Below are 19,390 nucleotides of genomic sequence, written 5' to 3'. Positions count from 1 at the left end.
CACGCAGCGCTGGTTGTTCTTAATCAGGCAGCGCCGGACAGTTGCTCCCATGTTTGGCGCAGGAAAGATCTGCGGCCAGTATCAGGCTTTGCAGCAAGAACTTCTTGCGAATTCAAGGATGGAAATTCCGGTCGCGTCGGCTCATTGTCTGTAGCCGGCGGCGGCGCAAGATCCTCTTTGTTCAGAATTTCTGCGATCGAAGAATCAAGCGTTTCTTCATCCAGCTTGCGCGGCTCAGACTCCATTGTTTTCCATTGCAATGGAGCATGAAGCGATTTGTCATATCCATTCGTCATTTGACCACCATCACCTTTACTGACACCCAAAAACACGGATGCCCCATCTCAAATCAACAATCACGGTCGCAGTTTCTGAAATAGCAGAGCGGCTTACCGGATTACGTCACATTCACCTCACGCAAGGCGAACTCTTGACACAAATGTGGCAAAAAAAGGACCCAATTACAAGCCGAACGTGCGCCAGATCTCCATAACCAGTTGTCATGTATGGACAATTATTATGACTTAAGCCAACTGCCGACGAATTGGAAACAATCATAGCGATAGAAACTGATCCGGCTCTTAATTCTGATCGCGCCAGCGATTTACAATCGGGTAACGACGATCCAACCAGAAGGCCCGCGGGGTCAGCCGTGTGCCCGGCGCGGACTGGAAGCGCTTGTACTCACTGATGTAAATCAGGTGCTCAACGCGCCGCGCGTCGCCTTCATCAAAACCTGCCGCTACGCAATCGGCGATCGAGCCATCCTTATCCACCAATATATCAAGAATGGCGTCCAGAACTGGGTAATCCGGCAGGCTGTCGCTGTCTTTCTGATCTTCACGCAATTCAGCGCTCGGTGGCTTATCGATGACCGAGGGACGGATGACCACTCCTTCGGGGCCCATCATCCAATCGCAGTGATTGGCGTTGCGCCAGCGACAGGTCGCGAACACGCGGGTTTTGTACAGGTCTTTGATCGGATTGTAGCCTCCGTTCATGTCGCCATAAATAGTAGCATATCCTACCGCGACCTCGGACTTGTTGCCGGTCGTCAGCAGCATCTCACCAAACTTGTTCGAGATCGCCATCAACAACAGACCACGTAGGCGGGACTGAACATTTTCTTCGGTCAAATCTTCCTCGCGCCCGGCAAATAGCGGGGCAAGCGTGTTGGTCACCGCTGTCCGACCTTCGGAAATCGGAACAAAATCATAGTGAACTCCCAACGCCTTCGCGACGGCTTCTGCATCATCCAGAGAGCTTTGGCTGGTATATTCTGATGGCAACATAACGCAGCGCACATTGTTCGCCCCGATGGCATCTACCGCAATCGTTGCAACCAATGCTGAGTCAACACCCCCTGACAAGCCAAGCACCACCTTTTTAAAGCCGGTTTTAGCCATGTAGTCGCGCAGAGACTGCACCATAGCGCGATAGTCCTGCTCCCATGCATCTGGCTGCGGCACCACCTCTGCAAGTTCGATTCGCCAGCCGTCGTCGGTGCGCATCAGATCGATGTTTTGCACTGCTTCATCAAAGACCGGCATACGGAATGCAAGCTCTCCGCCGGGGTTCAGACCAAAAGTGGCACCATCAAAAACCTGATCATCCTGCCCGCCGACCATGTTCAAATAGATCACTGGCAAGCCTGTCTCGACCGTACGCGCCACCATATGGTTCAGCCGGATGTCGTATTTGTCTCGGAAATAGGGCGACCCATTGGGGATTAACAGGAACTCAGCCCCGGTTTCCTCGAGTGTTTCGGCGACATCCTCGTGCCAGCCATCCTCGCAAATCGGACTCCCCACCCGGACGTTACCGACCGCATAGGGTCCACCCATTGGACCTGCGTCATAGAGCCGAACCTCGTCAAAGACGGTTTCATTTGGCAAGTGATGCTTGAGAACCTTGCTTACGATCTTCCCACCTTTGAGGACCAGATACGCGTTATAAAGCTTGTCTTCCTCGACCCAAGGACCTCCGATTGCGAGCGCAGGGCCCTCGGCGCAGTCTTCTGCCAGCGCCTGCACAGCTTGCATCGCCGCACGATGAAACACAGGCTTCATCACCAGGTCCTGAGTATTGTAACCGGTGATGAACATCTCAGGCAGCGCCACCAGATCAGCCTGCGCCGCGCGCCCTTGCTGCCAGGCCGCAGCAGCCTTTGCGGCATTCCCTTCGATATCCCCAACGGTTGGGTTCAGTTGCGCCAGAGTGATGCGGAAACGGTCGGCCATTTTGCCCTCTTGCCCTCGTCAGTCCTTCAGGGATTTAGCAGATCACAGCGCGAGTGAAAGGCAAATGCGGCAAAACCCGTTGCTCTGCCCCCTGCGGTATCCTAGTTTTGCGCCAACATCTCACAAGAGCCGCAGGCAGGTACAAATATGAACGCGATCCGCACATCCCTTACCGCTGCTACATTCGCCATGCTGACGCAAATTGCAGCGGCCCAGCAAAATGATCAGATCATCATAGCCGACGACGACGTCGGAGGTGTTTACGAAGGCACATTCGAAAACGGCCTGCGGCACGGCACAGGCACTTATCGGCTGCCCAGCGGATTCGAATATTCCGGTGAGTGGGTCGAAGGAGAGATTCAGGGTAAGGGTACGGCACGATACGCCAATGGTTCGGTCTACGAAGGCGATTTCGTAAAAGGCCAACCTGAAGGACTCGGGAAGATCGTTTATGCCGACGGGCAAACCTATGAAGGTGAATGGTCCAAAGGTGCGATCAATGGCGACGGTATTGCCGAGTACACCAATGGCATGCGGTACGAGGGCACGTTCAAGGAAGCTAAGCGCCACGGTCAGGGCGTGCTGACCAGTGCCGACGGATATATCTACGATGGTGATTGGGTGGACGGCCAAAAAGAAGGCAAGGCCAAGATCACCTACGCTGACGGCAGCACTTATGATGGCGATGTCAAAGCCGGGAAACGTGCTGGCACAGGCACTCTGAATCTGACTGGCGGATTGACCTATACCGGTGACTGGCTTGATGACAACATGACCGGAACCGGTCGGCTCACACACCCCAATGGTGACGTCTACGAAGGCGCGCTGATCAATGGGCGGCGTCAGGGCGAAGGCAAAGTCACGTACGCCAGTGGCGCGGTCTATGAAGGTAATTTCGCCGACGACCTGCGTCAGGGACAAGGCACATTTACCGGCACTGACGGCTTTCGCTATACCGGCGAATGGTCAGATGGTCAGATCGCGGGATTGGGCGAGGTAACCTATGCGGATGGTTCCGTTTATGTCGGTGACTTTCTGGATGACCTGCAGCACGGCAAAGGGCGGACGACCTATCCAAACGGCACTGTTTATGACGGCGACTGGGTTGCAGGCGTATTTGAAGGCACCGGAACAGCGACCTATCCAAATGGAACTGTCTATTCGGGGCAGTTTAAAAACGCGCGCAGTCATGGCAAAGGAGTTCTGACCTTCGCCAACGGCTATCGTTACGACGGAGATTGGGTTGATGGTGTCCGGCAAGGGAAGGGCAAAGCCACGTTCCCGGACGGTATTATATATGAAGGCGAGTTTAAGGATGGCAAACGCCACGGACTAGGAACGCTCACTCGCCCCGGCGGTTTCAGTTATACAGGTGAATGGTCTGAGGGAAAAATCAACGGTGCTGGCATAGCAACCTATGAAACAGGCGACGTCTACGAAGGCAATTTTCTGAACAATAAGCGTCACGGTGAAGGCACAATGCGTTTCGCCGGTGGTGAAGTTGAATCTGGGATCTGGGAAAATGACACCCTGGCGCGTGAAACAGATACCCCTGCTGAGATAACTGATCCAGAACCAGAGGCCGAACCTTCAGAACCTCAAACCGATACAGATAACGCAGATACGAGTGACGGCTAACAAAGCCCTACCAAGGCACGCGCTTGCCAGCCCAGTCGAAAAACCCGCCCGTGTCGGTTGGTGAGAGCCCTGCGATAACGGCAAGCAAATTTTCCGCCGCCTCCTCGGGCTCGACTGCAGGGTGGCGTCCGAGATATTTTTTCGTAAATGCAGTCTTAACCGTGCCGGGATGCATCACGACACACGCAGCTTGTTTGTGCGTGCGCGCCAGCTCAATCGCGGCTGTATGCACAATCTGGTTCACCGCAGCCTTCGATGCACGATAGCTTACCCAACCACCAAGTCGATTGTCTTCAATTGACCCGACGCGCGCCGACAACACAACGAAGGCTGCCTTCCGGTCACGTGGTAACAGCCTGTGAGCCTGTTTGAGGACCAATGCAGGGCCAATAGTATTCAGGGCAAACTGGTCCATCATCGCGCGGGCTGACACGGCGCGCATCGACTTCTCAGGTTCAGCCCCGTTTATCTCAAGCGCGCCAGATGCAACGATAATCAGATCGAACGGATCAGAGAGAGTATTCAAAATCCGCGCTACCACATCAGGGTCCGTCAGATCAAACCCATCCACAGACCGTGACAATCGCGTCACCTCAACGCCCCGCGCTTGCAACAAATCGCTCAGCGCGCGCCCAATTCCACCAGATGCACCTATGATTAAAGCGGTTTCCATGACTTCAGAGCTAGAAGGAAACCAAGTCCCTTCAACAGCTCAATCAATTTCAACTAGGGTTCATTTTCCCGCTTTTCATTCGCCATGCGCCCTGTATAAGCTGAAGCCCATGATCAACCGCGCAGATATCGCTTTTGCCGACGCCGCATCCTGCGGTGCATCGCTGCGTGGTCTACTGATCCTAATCCGCCTCTGAGCGTGCCATCCGGCGCGCCCGCTCAGAGGAGGACGCCCGCGCGCCAAGAGGCTTTAGGACAGAAGAAGAAAGAGAACCCCATGACAAACGTGACCGACCAAGACCGCGTCGTGATCTTCGACACCACATTGCGCGACGGCGAGCAAAGCCCAGGCGCGACTATGACACACAACGAAAAGCTCGAGATTGCCGAGCTTTTGGATGAGATGGGCGTCGATATCATTGAAGCAGGATTTCCGATCGCATCGGAAGGCGACTTCAAGGCAGTATCCGAGATCGCCGAACGGTCGAAGAACAGCCGCATCTGCGGTCTGGCCCGCGCCAATTTTGCCGATATCGACCGCTGTTGGGAGGCCGTGAAACACGCCGAGAAGAACCGGATTCATACGTTCATCGGCACCTCTCCACTGCATCGCGCCATACCGAACCTGACGATGGACGAGATGGCCGACAAGATCCACGAAACAGTCAGCCATGCGCGCAACCTGTGCGAAAACGTGCAGTGGTCGCCGATGGATGCAACGCGGACCGAATGGGATTATCTGTGCCGCGTAATCGAGATTGCGATCAAAGCGGGTGCGACCACAATCAACATTCCCGATACTGTCGGCTACACTGCCCCGGTCGAGTCCGCCGACCTGATCAAACGCCTGATCGAAACGGTCCCCGGTGCAGATGAGGTGGTCTTTGCAACGCATTGCCATAACGACCTTGGCATGGCGACCGCGAATTCTCTGGCCGCAGTCGCGGGTGGGGCGCGTCAGATCGAATGCACCATCAACGGTCTCGGCGAGCGCGCGGGCAACACCGCGTTGGAAGAAGTTGTTATGGCGTTGCGCACCCGTAACGACATCATGCCTTGGCATACTGGGATAGATACCACCAAGATCATGCACATCTCCCGCAGAGTGGCGACCGTGGCGGGCTTTCCTGTCCAGTTCAACAAGGCCATCGTGGGTAAAAATGCTTTCGCCCATGAAAGCGGTATTCACCAGGACGGAATGCTGAAAAACCGCGAGAATTTTGAGATCATGCGGCCCGAGGATATCGGTCTTTCAGGCACGTCATTGCCGCTGGGCAAGCACTCGGGCCGGGCTGCACTGCGCGACAAGCTTGAGACGCTGGGCTATGAGGTCGGAGACAACCAGCTCAAGGATATTTTTGTGCGCTTCAAGGATCTTGCAGATCGCAAGAAAGAGGTCTTTGACGACGATCTGATCGCCTTGATGTCGCTGGACGACGACGACGATCGTTTGCAACTGGTGTCGATGAAAGTGACCTGCGGTACAGGCGGTCAGGCTGAATCGACGGTCGAGCTTGAGTTCGATGGCAAAGATGTCATCGCCACCGAGCACGGCGACGGACCAGTCGACGCGACTTTCAAAGCGATCCGAGCGATTTACCCGAACAAGGCGCATCTGCAGTTGTATCAGGTCCATGCAGTGACCGAAGGTACGGACGCGCAAGCCACGGTTTCTGTACGGCTGGAAGAGGATGGCATGATTGCCACCGGTCAGTCAGCAAATACGGATACCGTTGTTGCCTCGGCCAAAGCTTATATCCACGCGCTGAACCGCCTGATCATGCGCCGTGAAAAAGCAGGTCCAGGCGCGGACACGCGTGAGATCAGCTATAAGGATCTGACCTGAGATAAAATCGGCCCGTTGTCGCGGGCCGTTTTTCGTTTGGAAGGTCAGGACAATCCGGCCTTTCTTACCCCACCGACAAAATGCTGCAGATCTTCGTCCCGGGCGTAATGCAGCGTCGCAACCAGATCTTTGATCTCGGTATCGGGCTGCGCAGCATAAATAGCCTCTACATGTTTTCGGGCCTTGGCATCATCCCCCAGCCACGCGAAGCACGCCGCGACATAGGCATTTTGCACAGAGTCCAGCGTTGGCAAATGGGCAAAATCGTCAATCGCCTGATCATAATGCTTTCCGCCAAACCGCGCCTTTCCCAGATGGCTCCAGAAACGTGCAGGATGATGCGGATTTAGGCGCATGGCTTTCTGAATCCACTCAGCGCCTTCGTCGGGTCGGCCCGACCAGGTTAGCAACTCTCCCATCTGGACGACAACCAGATCGTAGTTCGGGTTCAGCGACAACGCCCGTTCATGATGGTAACGCGCGCGCGCCAGATTGTTCCGCAATATCTCGACCGCGCCCATCAAACGATGAACATCCGCGTCGTTGTCATCCATCGAGGCCGCCTTCAGGATCGCCTCTTCGCAGGACGCCATCATGGCGTCGCTGTCATCACACCAGCCATAGCCCCAGGCTTGCCCCCGGATGCACCCGCTCCAGGCGTGGGCGTGGGCATAGTCGGGGTCAAGCTCGATGGCGCGGTCGATCAGCTTGGTGGCCTCGGCATTATCTTCGCGCGTGCTGCGATGATGCAGGACCTTGGCGGCCAGAACACATTCGTAAGCGGCGAAACTCGATGGTTTTTTGCGCGCCAGCCCTTCTTGCTGCGACGCTTCGATCCTCCCCGGCAGAGTCGCAACCACAGCTGAAATCACCTCGTCCTGAATGGTGAAAATATCGTCAAGGTCACGGTCATATTTCTCGGCCCAGACATGGCCGTCGCATTCACTGTCGATCAACTGAACCGTAACGCGCACCCGATTTCCCGCCTTGCGAACGCTGCCTTCGACTATGTAGCGCGCACCCAGTTTATCACCAACATCACGGACGTTCACCGCTTGCCCTTTGTAGACAAAGCAGGAATTGCGCGAGATCACGAACAGTTCGTGCCTGCGGCTCAGCTCAGTCAGAAGATCTTCGGTCAGACCGTCGGCAAAGAACTCCTGCTCTGGATCACCACTCATGTTCTCAAATGGGAGAACCGCGATCGAGGGTTTGACGACTCTTGTCCCTTCTTGCCCGGTAAGGTTCTGCTCGGCCTCGCCGGCCGGCGCATCTAATCCGACCCTGTACGCGCGAACAGGTTGCGACAGGTTCTTGAGCGACAGGTCCCCTACATCGTGAAACTGTAACTCCAACCGACTGGATACCCGTTCGTGGACAGCGCCGGAAATCAGCACATCGCCTGCTCGTGCTGATTGTTCCAACCGGGCGGCAATGTTGACACCACTGCCAAAGATGTCCCCGTCTTCAAAGATGATTTCATCAAGGTTGATGCCTATGCGAAACTGAATGCGCTGATCTTGCGGAACATCCGCATTCCTACGCAACATTCGGTTCTGAACTTCGACGGCGCAGGTTACGGCGTCGCTTGCGCTGGGAAATTCGACAAGCATTCCGTCGCCGGTGGTCTTGATAATCTTTCCGCGGTTTTTCTCGATCGAAGGGTCGATAAGCTCAATCCGGTGCGTGCGCAGCCGCGCCAGCGTGCCTTGCTCGTCAATTTCCATCAATCGGCTATAACCCACCATATCGGCGGCCAAAACCGTAGCAAGTCGGCGATTCATGGCACCCCTCCCTGCTGTAAGTTTAGGGCCGGTGGTCCTTTTGGAACAAGAAATTTTGCAGACACAGCCAGGACGTGTAGTCGGACACGCTCAATGCGCCTTGAACATGTGTTACCTGTGAACCAGCCCCGCAAATATTGAATCCAACCTGCGCGCCTCGTCCGCAAACCCAAACGGAGCGTTCACGACAAACATGCCAGACCCGATCATCTGATGACCTTCCCGCGCAGCAGGAAACCGCACCTCATGGCAAATCGTTTTGGGATATCCGGCGGATTTCAGTGATGAAATCATAGGCTTGTGTCGCGCATCCGTCAGGATTGGATACCAGAGTGCGATCACCCCCACATTCCACTTGCGATGCAATTTCGCGATCACCCCAGGCAACCGGTCATAGTCTGCCTTCACTTCATAGCTGGGATCGATCAGCATCATCCCACGCCGGGGCGTTGGTGGCAGCAGAGATTGCGCAAGTTCGAACCCGTCTTGCCGGTAAACCTTGGCCCTGTACGGCGATAGTGCAGTAGCCAGTGCCGCATGTTCCTGAGGATGCAACTCAGCAAGGTGCAAACTGTCCTGTTCTCTGAGCAGATTTGCAGCGATTAGTGGGGAACCGGGATAAGCAGGCGCGCCATATCGGGCCTGCATGGCCCCCAACACCTGCATCATTGGGTGATCCGGATCAAACCAACCCTCACGCTGCGCACGCGCGATCCCGGCAGCCGCTTCTCCAGTTCGGACTGCTTCAGCCGCGTCAAGTGCATACAGACCACGCCCCGAATGCGTCTCGATATAACTGATCGGCTTGTCCTTTTGGGTCAGATAGCGCAGCGTCCACGACAATAAAGCGTGCTTTTGTACATCAGCCAGATTTCCAGCGTGGTAAATATGTTGATATGAGAGCATTTTGCCTTCTAAAGTCCCTACCAATAAGGCGGAAAGGTGCTGACTATCGCGGAATCAGCCCTTTAACCGGACGAGTTGGCACCCTATAAGGCATCCGTCCCGGAACCGTCGAGTCGCGGGCAGTGGAAATTCGGACAAACGGGATCAGGGAAGTATGGGCATCTTTGGCACTCTGGGCGGCCTGTTCACAGCGGACATGGCTATAGACCTCGGAACAGCGAACACGCTTGTTTACGTCAAAGGGCGCGGTGTGATCCTATCTGAGCCGTCGGTTGTTGCCTACCACGTTAAGGATGGCGTGAAAAAGGTTCTGGCCGTCGGCGAGGACGCCAAACTGATGTTGGGTCGAACGCCAGGCTCGATCGAAGCGATCCGCCCGATGCGCGAGGGCGTCATCGCTGACTTCGACACCGCGGAAGAGATGATCAAGCACTTCATCCGCAAAGTACATAAGCGCTCGACCTTCTCCAAGCCCAAGATTATCGTCTGCGTCCCTCATGGCGCGACACCCGTTGAAAAACGCGCGATCCGTCAATCTGTTCTGTCTGCAGGCGCGCGACGCGCGGGCCTGATTGCCGAACCGATTGCAGCTGCGATCGGTGCGGGCATGCCAATCACCGACCCAACTGGCAACATGGTCGTTGATATCGGCGGCGGCACCACCGAGGTCGCGGTTCTTTCGTTGGGCGACATCGTTTATGCTCGTTCGGTCCGCGTGGGTGGTGACCGCATGGACGAGGCCATCATCTCGTATCTGCGTCGCCAGCAGAACCTGTTGGTCGGTGAATCGACCGCTGAGCGCATCAAGACCACAATCGGCACTGCACGGATGCCCGATGATGGGCGTGGGCAGTCGATGCATATCCGAGGCCGCGATCTGTTGAACGGCGTGCCTAAGGAAATCGAGATCAGCCAGGCTCAGGTGGCCGAAGCGCTGTCCGAGCCCGTTCAGGCGATCTGCGAGGCGGTGATGACCGCGCTGGAAACCACACCGCCCGATCTGGCGGCTGATATCGTCGACCGCGGCGTCATGCTGACAGGTGGCGGTGCGCTGTTGGGCGATTTGGATCTGGCTCTCCGCGAACAGACCGGGCTGGCCGTGTCAATCGCTGATGAAAGCCTGAATTGTGTGGCTTTGGGCACCGGCAAAGCGCTGGAATACGAAAAACAACTGCGCCACGCGATTGACTACGAAAGCTAAGGCGCGCACCCTTAGGGTACGAAAACTCGGGCACGAGCAGCACGGGAAGGTAACCTGTGGCAAAGGACCGATCACAGCGCGACGAATACACGACTCCCCTGCGCCGATTGCTTGTGGGGATCGTTGTTTTATGCCTGCTGGGTATCTTCTTGGTCTGGCGCATCGACAGCCCGCGTGTCGAACGTTTCCGTGCTCAGGTGGTAGACACCGTTGTACCTTCGATGGAGTGGGCGATGGTGCCGGTTACCGCGTTGATCAACCTGTCGCGTGATTTCCAAAGCTACCAGCGCCTTAGCGAACAAAACCAGGAACTACGCAGCGAATTACGCCTGATGCGCGCCTGGAAAGAGGCCGCACTACAGCTGGAGCAGGAAAACGCCCGCCTGCTGGATTTGAACAATGTACGCCTAGACCCGCGACTGACCTACGTTACCGGCGTCGTAATGGCTGATAGCGGATCACCATTCCGGCAATCAGTTCTGCTGAATGTCGGCGAGCGGGATGGTATCGTTGATGGCTGGGCTACGATGGACGGGATTGGCGTGGTCGGGCGCATCTCGGGTGTTGGGTCCGATACTTCGCGCGTGATCCTGTTGACCGATGCCTCAAGCGCAATCCCCGCCACCATACAACCATCGGGTCAGACTGCATTGATTACCGGTGATAATACCTCTGCACCCGCTGTCGAATTTCTCGAAAACCGGGAACTGGTTCGACCCGGCGACCGTGTTGTGACATCCGGCGATGGGGGAGTATTCCCCGGCGGCCTGTTGATTGGACAGATCAGCGTTGATCCGGGCGGCAGGTTACGCGTACGTCTTTCCGCCGATTTCGAGCGTCTCGAATTCTTGCGTGTTCTACGCTATCAGTCCGCACCACCAATTAGCGATTCAGGAGACATAGTCGGTCCGCGCCAGCCCGAGGCAGCTTTGACCACACAAGGGGTCAACGATGGATAAGTCTGTCTCCTCTCTTTGGGCTAAACGCAGCTTGTATGTCGCCTTGGCGATAATAGTGATGTTCCTGCACTTGTTGCCGCTGGACACGAAACCTGATCGGCTACCGTTTCCAGATATCATGATCGCGCTTACCTATGCGTGGGTATTGCGGCGACCCGAATACGTTCCAATCCTGACGATTGCCGTCGTCATGTTCATGGCTGATTTGTTGTTACAGCGCCCGCCCGGTCTGCTGGCTGCTTTGGTGGTGTTAGGGGCGGCCTATCTCCATTCCGCCTCCGTTGGCATGAAAGATTTGGGATTTATAGGCGAATGGACGACTGTCGGAGCCGTAGTCACAGTTGTTTTTGTACTTAACCGCCTCCTTCTTGCTATCCTGTCAGTGCAACAGGCGTCATTGGGGCCGGTGGTAGTGCAAGTGGTACTGACAATCGCAATCTATCCCTTGATGGTCCTGATGAGCCAAAGTGCCTTTGGTGTGCGACGAAAATCGGTCGCGGACAGCACAATGCCCCGAGTGCGGTCATGAAACAAAGAAAACCAAAACCTCAGGGTCTGGCATACAAGCGGCTGCCGCGCCGCGCCTTGATTTTAGGTGGATTGCAAGCGGCCTTTGTTGGTGGCCTCGCTGCCCGAATGCGGTTCATGCAGGTTGATCAGGCTGATGAGTATCGCTTGCTAGCCGAAGAAAACCGTATCAATATTCGCCTGATTCCACCGACCCGGGGCCGGATCTACGACCGAAACGGGCAGATCATTGGGCAAAACTCACCGTCTTATCGCATCGTCATCGTGCGTGAGGATGCGGGCGACATCGACAAGGTCATTTCCAAACTCTCGGAACTGATCCCGCTGACCGTAGATGAAATTGAGCGTGCCAAGACGGAAATGCGTCGCTCTGCCCCGTTCTTGCCTGTTACATTGGCTGACCAAGTAACGTGGGAGGATATCTCAAAAGTTGCCGTCAACGCTCCGGCTTTGCCTGGTGTCACTCCCGAGGTAGGCTCAACGCGCCAGTACCCGCGCTATGAGGATTTCGCCCATGTGGTCGGTTATGTCGGCCCGGTCAGCGATTATGACCTGAGCCAAATCGAAGACCCCGAACCGGTTCTGCGTATCCCACGGTTCCAGATTGGCAAGGTTGGTTTAGAAGCCAAGCAAGAAATCAGCTTGCGCGGCAAGGCAGGCGCAAAACGGGTCGAGGTCAATGCCACAGGCCGCGTCATGCGTGAACTGGACCGGCAAGAGGGTCTTGCCGGGGCCGATCTGCAACTATCTGTTGATGCCGATCTACAGCAGTATGCTCAGGCCCGCCTGGCTGGCGAAAGTGCTGCAGCCGTCGTGATGGACTGCGAAACTGGCGATATCCGCGCCATCAGCTCGGCCCCGAGTTTTGATCCGAACTTGTTCGTGCGCGGCATTTCAGTGGCCGACTATCGCACTTTGACGAATGACAAATACCGTCCGCTGGCCAACAAAACGGTACAGGGCACCTATCCACCGGGATCAACCTTCAAGATGATCACTGCCATGGCCGCGCTTGAGGCCGGAGTAATCAGCCCCTCCAACACGGTGTACTGCCCCGGTCACATGAAAGTCGGCAGCCGCCGCTTCCACTGTTGGAAACGCGGAGGGCACGGGTCAGTTGACCTTGAAACATCGCTGAAGCGTAGCTGCGATGTATTCTACTATGACGTGGCAATCCGCGTTGGGATCGACAAGATTTCCGAGATGGCAAACACTTTCGGGTTGGGTATCAAACATGACATCCCGATGTCTGCGGTAGCTGCGGGGCTTGCCCCTAATCAGGAATGGAAGCAACGCATCCACGGGCAGGACTGGCTGGTGGGTGACACCGCGAATGCCTCGATCGGTCAGGGTTTCATGCTCGCATCACCACTCCAACTGGCAGTCATGACTGCGCGACTGGCGACCGGTCGTGCGGTAAAACCACGGCTGGTGCGCTCGGTTGACGGGATCGAGCAGCCCTCGGGAGCAGGCGAACCGCTGGCCGTTAATCGCAACAATCTTGAGCAAGTGCGCAAGGCAATGTTCTCGGTCTCGAATAATCGGCGCGGCACGGCATACCGCAGTCGGATCATCGCTGATGAGTTCCGCATGGCCGGTAAGACGGGTACGAGTCAGGTGCGCAACATCACCAAAGCCGAGCGCGCCGCAGGGGTAATCCGCAACGAAGACCTGCCGTGGGAGCGTCGGGACCACGCGCTCTTCGTAAGCTTCGCGCCCTACGACAATCCGAAATACGCAGTGGCCGTGGTGGTGGAACATGGCGGCGGTGGCTCCAAAGCAGCCGCACCGGTGGCGCGCGACATCATGCTACAGGCACTTTACAACGGCACTCCACCGCTCGAAGCCTACCCGGCTGGTGACCGCGAGCGTATCAAAGAACAACAAAAGCGACTTGAGGGGGATCGCCGCCCCAAAGCGCGTCCTGATGAAAAGGACCGCGCATGAGCTATCTTGAATATGCCGTCAAATCCACGCCTTCGGGCTTCCGCAAGTTCCTCTATATGAACTGGCCGCTGACGCTGCTTTTGATCAGCGTCGCCAGCGCCGGGTTCTTGATGCTGTATTCGGTGGCGGGCGGGTCTTGGATGCCATGGGCCGAACCTCAGATGGAGCGTTTCGGCCTGGGGCTGGCGGCAATGTTCATCGTCGCCATCGTTCCTATCTGGTTCTGGCGCAATATGTCGGTCGTAGCCTATCTGGGATCCATAGGATTGCTGATTGTGGTGGAACTGTTCGGTGCCATCGGCATGGGCGCGCAGCGCTGGATTGATCTGGGGTTCATGCGGCTCCAGCCTTCCGAGGTCATGAAAGTCGCGTTGGTGATGGTCCTCGCTGCCTATTACGATTGGCTGCCTGCCCATAAAACCTCGCGACCGTTGTGGGTGATTTTCCCGGTCCTTCTGATCCTGATTCCGACATTTATGGTTCTGAAACAACCCGATCTAGGCACATCAATCCTGCTGCTTGCCGCTGGCGGAGGTCTTATGTTTCTGGCCGGTGTCCATTGGGCCTATTTCGCCGCCGTCATCGCGGCGGGGGTTGGATTGATTGCCACGGTGTTCAACAGCCGTGGGACGGAATGGCAACTGCTCAAAGACTACCAGTTCCGACGAATCGACACCTTCCTCGATCCTTCCACCGACCCGCTCGGGGCGGGATACCACATCACGCAGTCGAAGATCGCGCTTGGGTCAGGCGGCTGGAACGGGCGCGGCTTTATGCAGGGCACGCAGTCACGCCTTAATTTTCTACCCGAAAAACACACCGACTTCATCTTCACCACTCTGGCGGAAGAGTTCGGCTTTGTCGGTGGCATAACCCTGCTGATCCTATATGGCCTGATCCTGATCTTCTGTATGGTCACTGCCCTGTCGACCAAGGATCGGTTCTCGTCGCTGGTAACGCTGGGCATTGCGCTAAACTTCTTCCTGTTCTTCGCCGTCAACATGTCGATGGTGATGGGGCTTGCCCCGGTTGTTGGCGTGCCTCTGCCAATGGTCAGTTATGGCGGTTCTGCCATGCTGGTCCTGATGGCCGCCTTTGGCATTGTCCAAAGCGCTCACATCCACCGCCCCCGCTGAAAGGTTCCCCATGCCCGTGAATATCCTGTTTTCCGCGCGCCCTGAGTTGTGGCCAGAGTATGAGCCTCTGATGCGCCAATACCTGACCGACGCGGGGCTGGATTTTCACTTAGCCAAAGACATCCCAGCAGATCAGGTTGACTACATCGTCTATGCCCCGAACGGAGGGGTACAGGATTTCACTCCCTTCTCGCAGCTCAAAGCGGTGCTGAGCCTCTGGGCAGGGGTCGAGAAGATCTCGGGCAATGAAACGCTGACAGTTCCGCTGGCGCGTATGGTCGATGGTGGATTGACGCAGAGCATGACCGAATGGGTGGTTGGGCACGTACTGCGCTATCACCTTGGCATGGACCGTCACATCACGCAGCAGGATGGCACGTGGACACCGGATGCTCCGCCGCTGGCCTCTCAGCGCACGGTCTGCATATTGGGATTGGGCGCATTGGGTGAGGCCGCGGCCCTCGCTCTGGCCGCATTGAATTTTCATGTCATCGGCTGGAGCCGTACCGCAAAAGATATCCCCAGAGTGACCTGCCTGCACGGACAGGATGGGTTGCGAGAAGCGCTGTCGCAGGCAGAAATCGTTGTGCTCCTGTTGCCCGATACACCTGCCACCGAAAACATCTTGAATGCAGACACGCTCGCCCTGCTTCCCAAAGGCGCACAGATCGTTAATCCGGGGCGTGGGCCTTTGATTGATGACGACGCCTTGCTGCAGGCGCTAGGTTCGGGTCAGATCGGACATGCCACACTGGATGTATTCCGAGTCGAACCGCTGCCGGTCAACCATCCGTACTGGGCGCATCCCAACGTAACCGTCACACCGCACATTGCCTCGGAAACGCGGCCCGTCACAGCAGCGCAGGTGATATGCGAAAACATCCGACGAGGTGAGGCAGGAGAGCCCTTACTGCACCTCGTCGATAGGGACCTCGGTTACTAGGCAGCAATCAAACCGCGACCCTTAAGCAAGGCTTCGACGCCGGGCAGGCGACCACGGAAGGCCAGATAGAGATCTTCAGCCTCGCGTGATCCACCCGTAGACAGGATATTGTCCTCCAGCGCCTTAGCGCGTTCAGGATCGAACGCCCCACCTGCCTCTTCAAAGGCGGCAAAGGCATCTGCGTCCATGACCTCGGACCACATATAGCTGTAGTAGCCCGAGCTATAGCCGTCTCCCGCGAAGACGTGGGCGAAATGCGGGGTCGCATGGCGCATGCCAATAGCAGAAGGCATCCCTATTTCCGCAAGAACCTCAACCTGTTTCTCCATCGGGTTAGCGGGCGCTGCCCCATCGTGGAACGCCAGATCAACTAGCGCCGAGGCAACATATTCCACCGTCTGAAAGCCCTGGTCAAAATTGGCCGCTTTCAGAACCTTTTTCAGCATTTCCTGCGGCATCGGCTCATCGGTATCCGCGTGCGTGGCGAACTCGGCCAATACCTCGGGCACTTCCAGCCAGTGTTCGTAAAGCTGGCTGGGCAGCTCGACAAAATCACGCGCCACTGAGGTGCCTGAAATGCTTTCATAGGTCACATTGGACAACATCTGGTGCAGGGCGTGGCCGAATTCGTGGAACAGTGTTCGCGCATCGTCATAAGACAGCAGTGCCGGGTCACCCTTGGCGAAGTTGCACACATTGATAACGACAGGCGCCTGTACCTTCGGAAACTTTGCCTGCCCCCGCATTGCGCTGCACCATGCGCCTGATCGTTTCGATCCACGTGCAAAGTAGTCTCCGATGAAGACCGCAACATGTTCGCCGTTCCGGGTTACCTCCCACGCACGACAATCAGGATGGTAGAGAGGCACATCCAACGGAGCAAATTCCAGCCCGAACAGCCGATTGGCGCAGGCAAACGAGGCCTCAATCATCCGATCCAGTTGCAGATAGGGCTTCAGCGCCGCCTCATCCAGATCATGTTCGGCTTTGCGCCGTTTCTCGGCATAGTAACGCCAGTCCCAGGCTTCCAATGGGCCGTTGATGCCGTCCTCTTGCATCATTTGTGTCAACTCATCGGCGTCTGCATCTACTCGCTTTTTCGCAGGTTCCCAGACCTGCATGAGAAGGTCGCGCACCCGATCAGGTGTCCGTGCCATCTCGGTTTCCAGCTTGTATTCGGCAAAGCTGTCATAGCCGAGCAGCTTGGCGCGTTCTTCACGCAGTTTCAGGATTTCGGCAGCAATCTCGCGATTGTCAGTCTCACCGCCATTTGCGCCACGCGCCGTCCACGCACGATAGGCTTTTTCTCTTAGATCCCGGCGAGGTGAAAACTGCAGAAACGGCACAATAAGCGATCGCGACAGCGTCACCACCGGCCCATCCGCGCCCTTTTCCTGTCCGGCTGCCCGGGCTGTATCGACGACAAAACCGGGCAATCCCTGCAGATCTTCTTCGGCGAGTTCCATGAACCAATCCCGCTCATCTGCCAACAGATTCTGCGTGAAAGACGTGCCCAATGAGGCCAGACGGGCCTTGAGCTCTTGCATCCTCGCATCGTCATCTCCGGTCAACGCGGCCCCAGCCCGCACTAATCCTCGATGGGATAACATCAGAACGCGCGCCTGTTCGTCGGTCAGACCCAATTCGTCGCGCCGATCCCACAGATCAGCCACCCGCTGAAATAGGGATTTGTTCGAAGAAATGCGTGAGTAATGTGCGGCGAGTTTCGGTGAAAACGCGCGTTGGAGTTCCTCGCGCTTGGGGTTGCTGTCAGCGCCTGCGACGGTGAAGAACACCGACAAGACTTTGTCCATCTGCTCTCCGGCGGCTTCAAGTGCTTCAATCGTATTGGCGAAAGTCGGCGTCTCTGGATTTGCCGCAATCGCATCGATCTCAGCATCATGCGCTTGCATCGCCTGCTCCAGTGCAGGAGTGAAATCATCATCTGAGATCGCCGCAAATGGGGCAATTTCGAAAGGCGTATTCCAGTCAGACAGGATCGGGTTGGTCATTGAGGTCTCCTTTGACCTCATAGCTAAGACCGCCCGACGCAATGATCCAGAGCTAGTCTGAACTTTGAGCTCCTGACCCGCAAATCGGACAATCTGCGCGGTGCGCCAAGGTGATCTTGCGGCTTTCGCCGTAAAGCGCGTCGTAGATTAACATCTCACCCCGCAACGCCTGCCCGGCACCGGTGATCACCTTGATCGCCTCAACCGCCATCATCGAGCCGACGACACCGGGCAACGGCCCGATTACGCCTGCCTCGGCACAAGAGGGCGCCAGACCAGGGGCCGGGGCTTCAGGAAATATACACTGATAGCACGGGCCGGAAGTGGCTGGGTCGAACACGCTCAGTTGCCCTTCCCATTGCGACAACGCTCCCGAGATCAACGGCTTGCCCAGCGCCACAGCCGTCCGGTTGGCCAGATAGCGGGTGTCGAAATTGTCTGTACCATCAAGGATCAGATCAAAATCAGCGAACAGTTCAGCAGCAATCTCTTCAGTCAGGCGGCGATGATAGGGCAGAACCACGACATTGGGGTTCTGCGCCACCATGGCTTGCTGGGCTGAAAACACCTTGGGCATCCCGATATCCGCATCGCGGTGGATCACCTGCCGCTGCAGGTTCGCATTCTCGACCGCGTCATCATCGATCACACCAATGGTGCCAACTCCGGCGGCAGCGAGATATTGCAAAGCGGGTGCGCCGAGGCCCCCGGCCCCGATCACCAGCACGCGCGCCTGTTTCATCCGCTTTTGACCCGGTCCGCCAAGTTCGCGCAGAACGATATGGCGGGCGTAGCGTTCAAGTTCGGTTTCGCTGAACTGATCGGATGGCATGGCAGGTTCCGACATTGGGCTGGGCGCAGCGCGACTACGTAACGCCTTGATGCCCCGCCCATAAAGCAGAGCTAGCAGAACCACGCCAGAGAGGATCAGCCACATCGCTGCAGACCCGCCAGTCGCCTCACGCAACGGATTTCCCTCCGGCAGCACAAGTTGAGCAATGATCACCCCCGTTAGCAGAGCGCCAACAGAAACCAGACGCGCGGCGCGCGACACACCGGCGATATATCCAACGCCCCATAGCGCGGCAGCCAGGATCAGAACCAGAAGCATCAGCCCCGCCCGGTCGAGCCGAAACCGCCTGCGCCACGGTCGGTCTCACTCAGAACCTCAACGTCCTGAAAAATGGCCTGTACCACAGGCGCGACAATCAGTTGTGCAATACGTTCGCCATGGGTGATTTCGAAAGGCTCCTGCCCCGCATTCAGCACAATCACCCCCAACGGGCCGCGATAATCGCTGTCGATCGTACCCGGGGTATTCGGCAAGGTGATCCCGTGTTTAAGCGCAAGGCCCGAGCGGGGCCGCACCTGAACTTCGAAACCAAGCGGGATCTCGATCCTAAGGCCCGTTGGCACAAGGGTGCGCTCACCTGGAGCTAACACAATTGGCGTACCATTTGGCAAGTTAGCCCGTACATCCGCACCAGCCGCACCAGACGTTTCATAAGAGGGTAACGGCACCGAATGATCAGCCCCTTCCTCTCGGATCACACGAATTGCCACCATCACTGCACCTCA

Annotated in this window: 16 protein-coding genes; 8 read left to right on the top strand and 8 right to left on the bottom strand. The window is 56.7% G+C overall.

The features are described 5' to 3' along the window. Positions 1–23: 23 nt before the first annotated feature. Both ACR0MQ_RS09465 and ACR0MQ_RS09460 read right to left on the bottom strand, forming a co-directional pair. Entirely contained in the window at positions 24–332 is a 309-nt protein-coding gene (locus ACR0MQ_RS09465) for a hypothetical protein (protein WP_480607596.1), read from the bottom strand. Between the two features lie 249 nt (positions 333–581). Continuing rightward, positions 582–2,240: an NAD+ synthase gene (locus tag ACR0MQ_RS09460; RefSeq protein WP_170771852.1), complete on the bottom strand. Its 1,659-nt coding sequence runs from the start codon at positions 2,238–2,240 to the stop codon at positions 582–584. Positions 2,241–2,387: 147 nt separating this feature from the next. Here ACR0MQ_RS09460 and ACR0MQ_RS09455 point away from each other — a divergent pair, with 147 nt between their 5' ends. Beyond that, entirely contained in the window at positions 2,388–3,878 is a 1,491-nt protein-coding gene (locus ACR0MQ_RS09455) for a 2-isopropylmalate synthase (protein WP_170771854.1), read from the top strand. Between the two features lie 7 nt (positions 3,879–3,885). Here the strand turns inward: ACR0MQ_RS09455 and ACR0MQ_RS09450 are convergent, their stop codons facing one another. Beyond that, entirely contained in the window at positions 3,886–4,551 is a 666-nt protein-coding gene (locus ACR0MQ_RS09450; protein ID WP_170771856.1) for an SDR family NAD(P)-dependent oxidoreductase, read from the bottom strand. Positions 4,552–4,827: 276 nt separating this feature from the next. On the opposite strand from ACR0MQ_RS09450, the gene ACR0MQ_RS09445 reads away from it, so the two are divergent. After that, complete coding sequence (locus tag ACR0MQ_RS09445; protein ID WP_170771858.1) at positions 4,828–6,396, top strand: 2-isopropylmalate synthase; 1,569 nt, start codon at positions 4,828–4,830, stop codon at positions 6,394–6,396. A gap of 44 nt (positions 6,397–6,440) precedes the next feature. Here the strand turns inward: ACR0MQ_RS09445 and ACR0MQ_RS09440 are convergent, their stop codons facing one another. Next, complete coding sequence (locus tag ACR0MQ_RS09440) at positions 6,441–8,180, bottom strand: adenylate/guanylate cyclase domain-containing protein (protein WP_480607593.1); 1,740 nt, start codon at positions 8,178–8,180, stop codon at positions 6,441–6,443. Between the two features lie 111 nt (positions 8,181–8,291). Continuing rightward, complete coding sequence (locus tag ACR0MQ_RS09435; protein ID WP_480607590.1) at positions 8,292–9,086, bottom strand: 23S rRNA (adenine(2030)-N(6))-methyltransferase RlmJ; 795 nt, start codon at positions 9,084–9,086, stop codon at positions 8,292–8,294. 154 nt (positions 9,087–9,240) lie between these two features. Here ACR0MQ_RS09435 and ACR0MQ_RS09430 point away from each other — a divergent pair, with 154 nt between their 5' ends. The 6 genes from ACR0MQ_RS09430 to ACR0MQ_RS09405 are packed head-to-tail and all read left to right on the top strand — an operon-like array spanning position 9,241 to position 15,800. Then, the gene (locus tag ACR0MQ_RS09430) at positions 9,241–10,287 is read left to right on the top strand and encodes a rod shape-determining protein (protein ID WP_010442888.1); all 1,047 of its coding nucleotides are present in this window, start codon (positions 9,241–9,243) and stop codon (positions 10,285–10,287) included. Between the two features lie 56 nt (positions 10,288–10,343). After that, positions 10,344–11,246 (top strand): rod shape-determining protein MreC, encoded by a 903-nt coding sequence (gene mreC, locus ACR0MQ_RS09425; protein ID WP_010442887.1) that lies wholly within the window; start codon positions 10,344–10,346, stop codon positions 11,244–11,246. Next, on the top strand, positions 11,239–11,775 hold the full coding sequence (locus ACR0MQ_RS09420; RefSeq protein WP_170771864.1) for a rod shape-determining protein MreD: 537 nt from the start codon (positions 11,239–11,241) through the stop codon (positions 11,773–11,775). The genes mreC and ACR0MQ_RS09420 overlap by 8 nt, the downstream gene beginning before the upstream one ends. Further along, positions 11,772–13,721, top strand: coding sequence for a penicillin-binding protein 2 (mrdA, locus tag ACR0MQ_RS09415; protein WP_260024146.1), 1,950 nt, complete (start codon positions 11,772–11,774; stop codon positions 13,719–13,721). The genes ACR0MQ_RS09420 and mrdA overlap by 4 nt, the downstream gene beginning before the upstream one ends. Further along, a complete protein-coding gene (gene rodA, locus ACR0MQ_RS09410; protein WP_480607586.1) occupies positions 13,718–14,857 on the top strand; it encodes a rod shape-determining protein RodA in 1,140 nt (379 codons plus the stop codon). The genes mrdA and rodA overlap by 4 nt, the downstream gene beginning before the upstream one ends. Positions 14,858–14,867: 10 nt before the next feature. Then, the gene (locus tag ACR0MQ_RS09405) at positions 14,868–15,800 is read left to right on the top strand and encodes a 2-hydroxyacid dehydrogenase (RefSeq protein ID WP_480607583.1); all 933 of its coding nucleotides are present in this window, start codon (positions 14,868–14,870) and stop codon (positions 15,798–15,800) included. Here the strand turns inward: ACR0MQ_RS09405 and ACR0MQ_RS09400 are convergent. The 3 genes from ACR0MQ_RS09400 to dut are packed head-to-tail and all read right to left on the bottom strand — an operon-like array spanning position 15,797 to position 19,378. Then, complete coding sequence (locus ACR0MQ_RS09400; RefSeq protein WP_480607580.1) at positions 15,797–17,812, bottom strand: M3 family metallopeptidase; 2,016 nt, start codon at positions 17,810–17,812, stop codon at positions 15,797–15,799. The genes ACR0MQ_RS09405 and ACR0MQ_RS09400 overlap by 4 nt on opposite strands. 52 nt (positions 17,813–17,864) lie before the next feature. After that, positions 17,865–18,923 carry a molybdopterin-synthase adenylyltransferase MoeB gene (locus ACR0MQ_RS09395; RefSeq protein ID WP_170771872.1) on the bottom strand — a complete coding sequence of 353 codons (1,059 nt, stop codon included), beginning with the start codon at positions 18,921–18,923 and terminating at the stop codon, positions 17,865–17,867. Next, entirely contained in the window at positions 18,923–19,378 is a 456-nt protein-coding gene (dut, locus tag ACR0MQ_RS09390) for a dUTP diphosphatase (RefSeq protein WP_480607577.1), read from the bottom strand. Before dut ends, ACR0MQ_RS09395 begins: the two co-directional genes overlap by 1 nt. Positions 19,379–19,390: the final 12 nt, after the last annotated feature.

Source organism: Ruegeria sp. AN6 (genome assembly GCF_056540425.1).
This window is presented reverse-complemented; position numbering and strand designations above follow the sequence as displayed.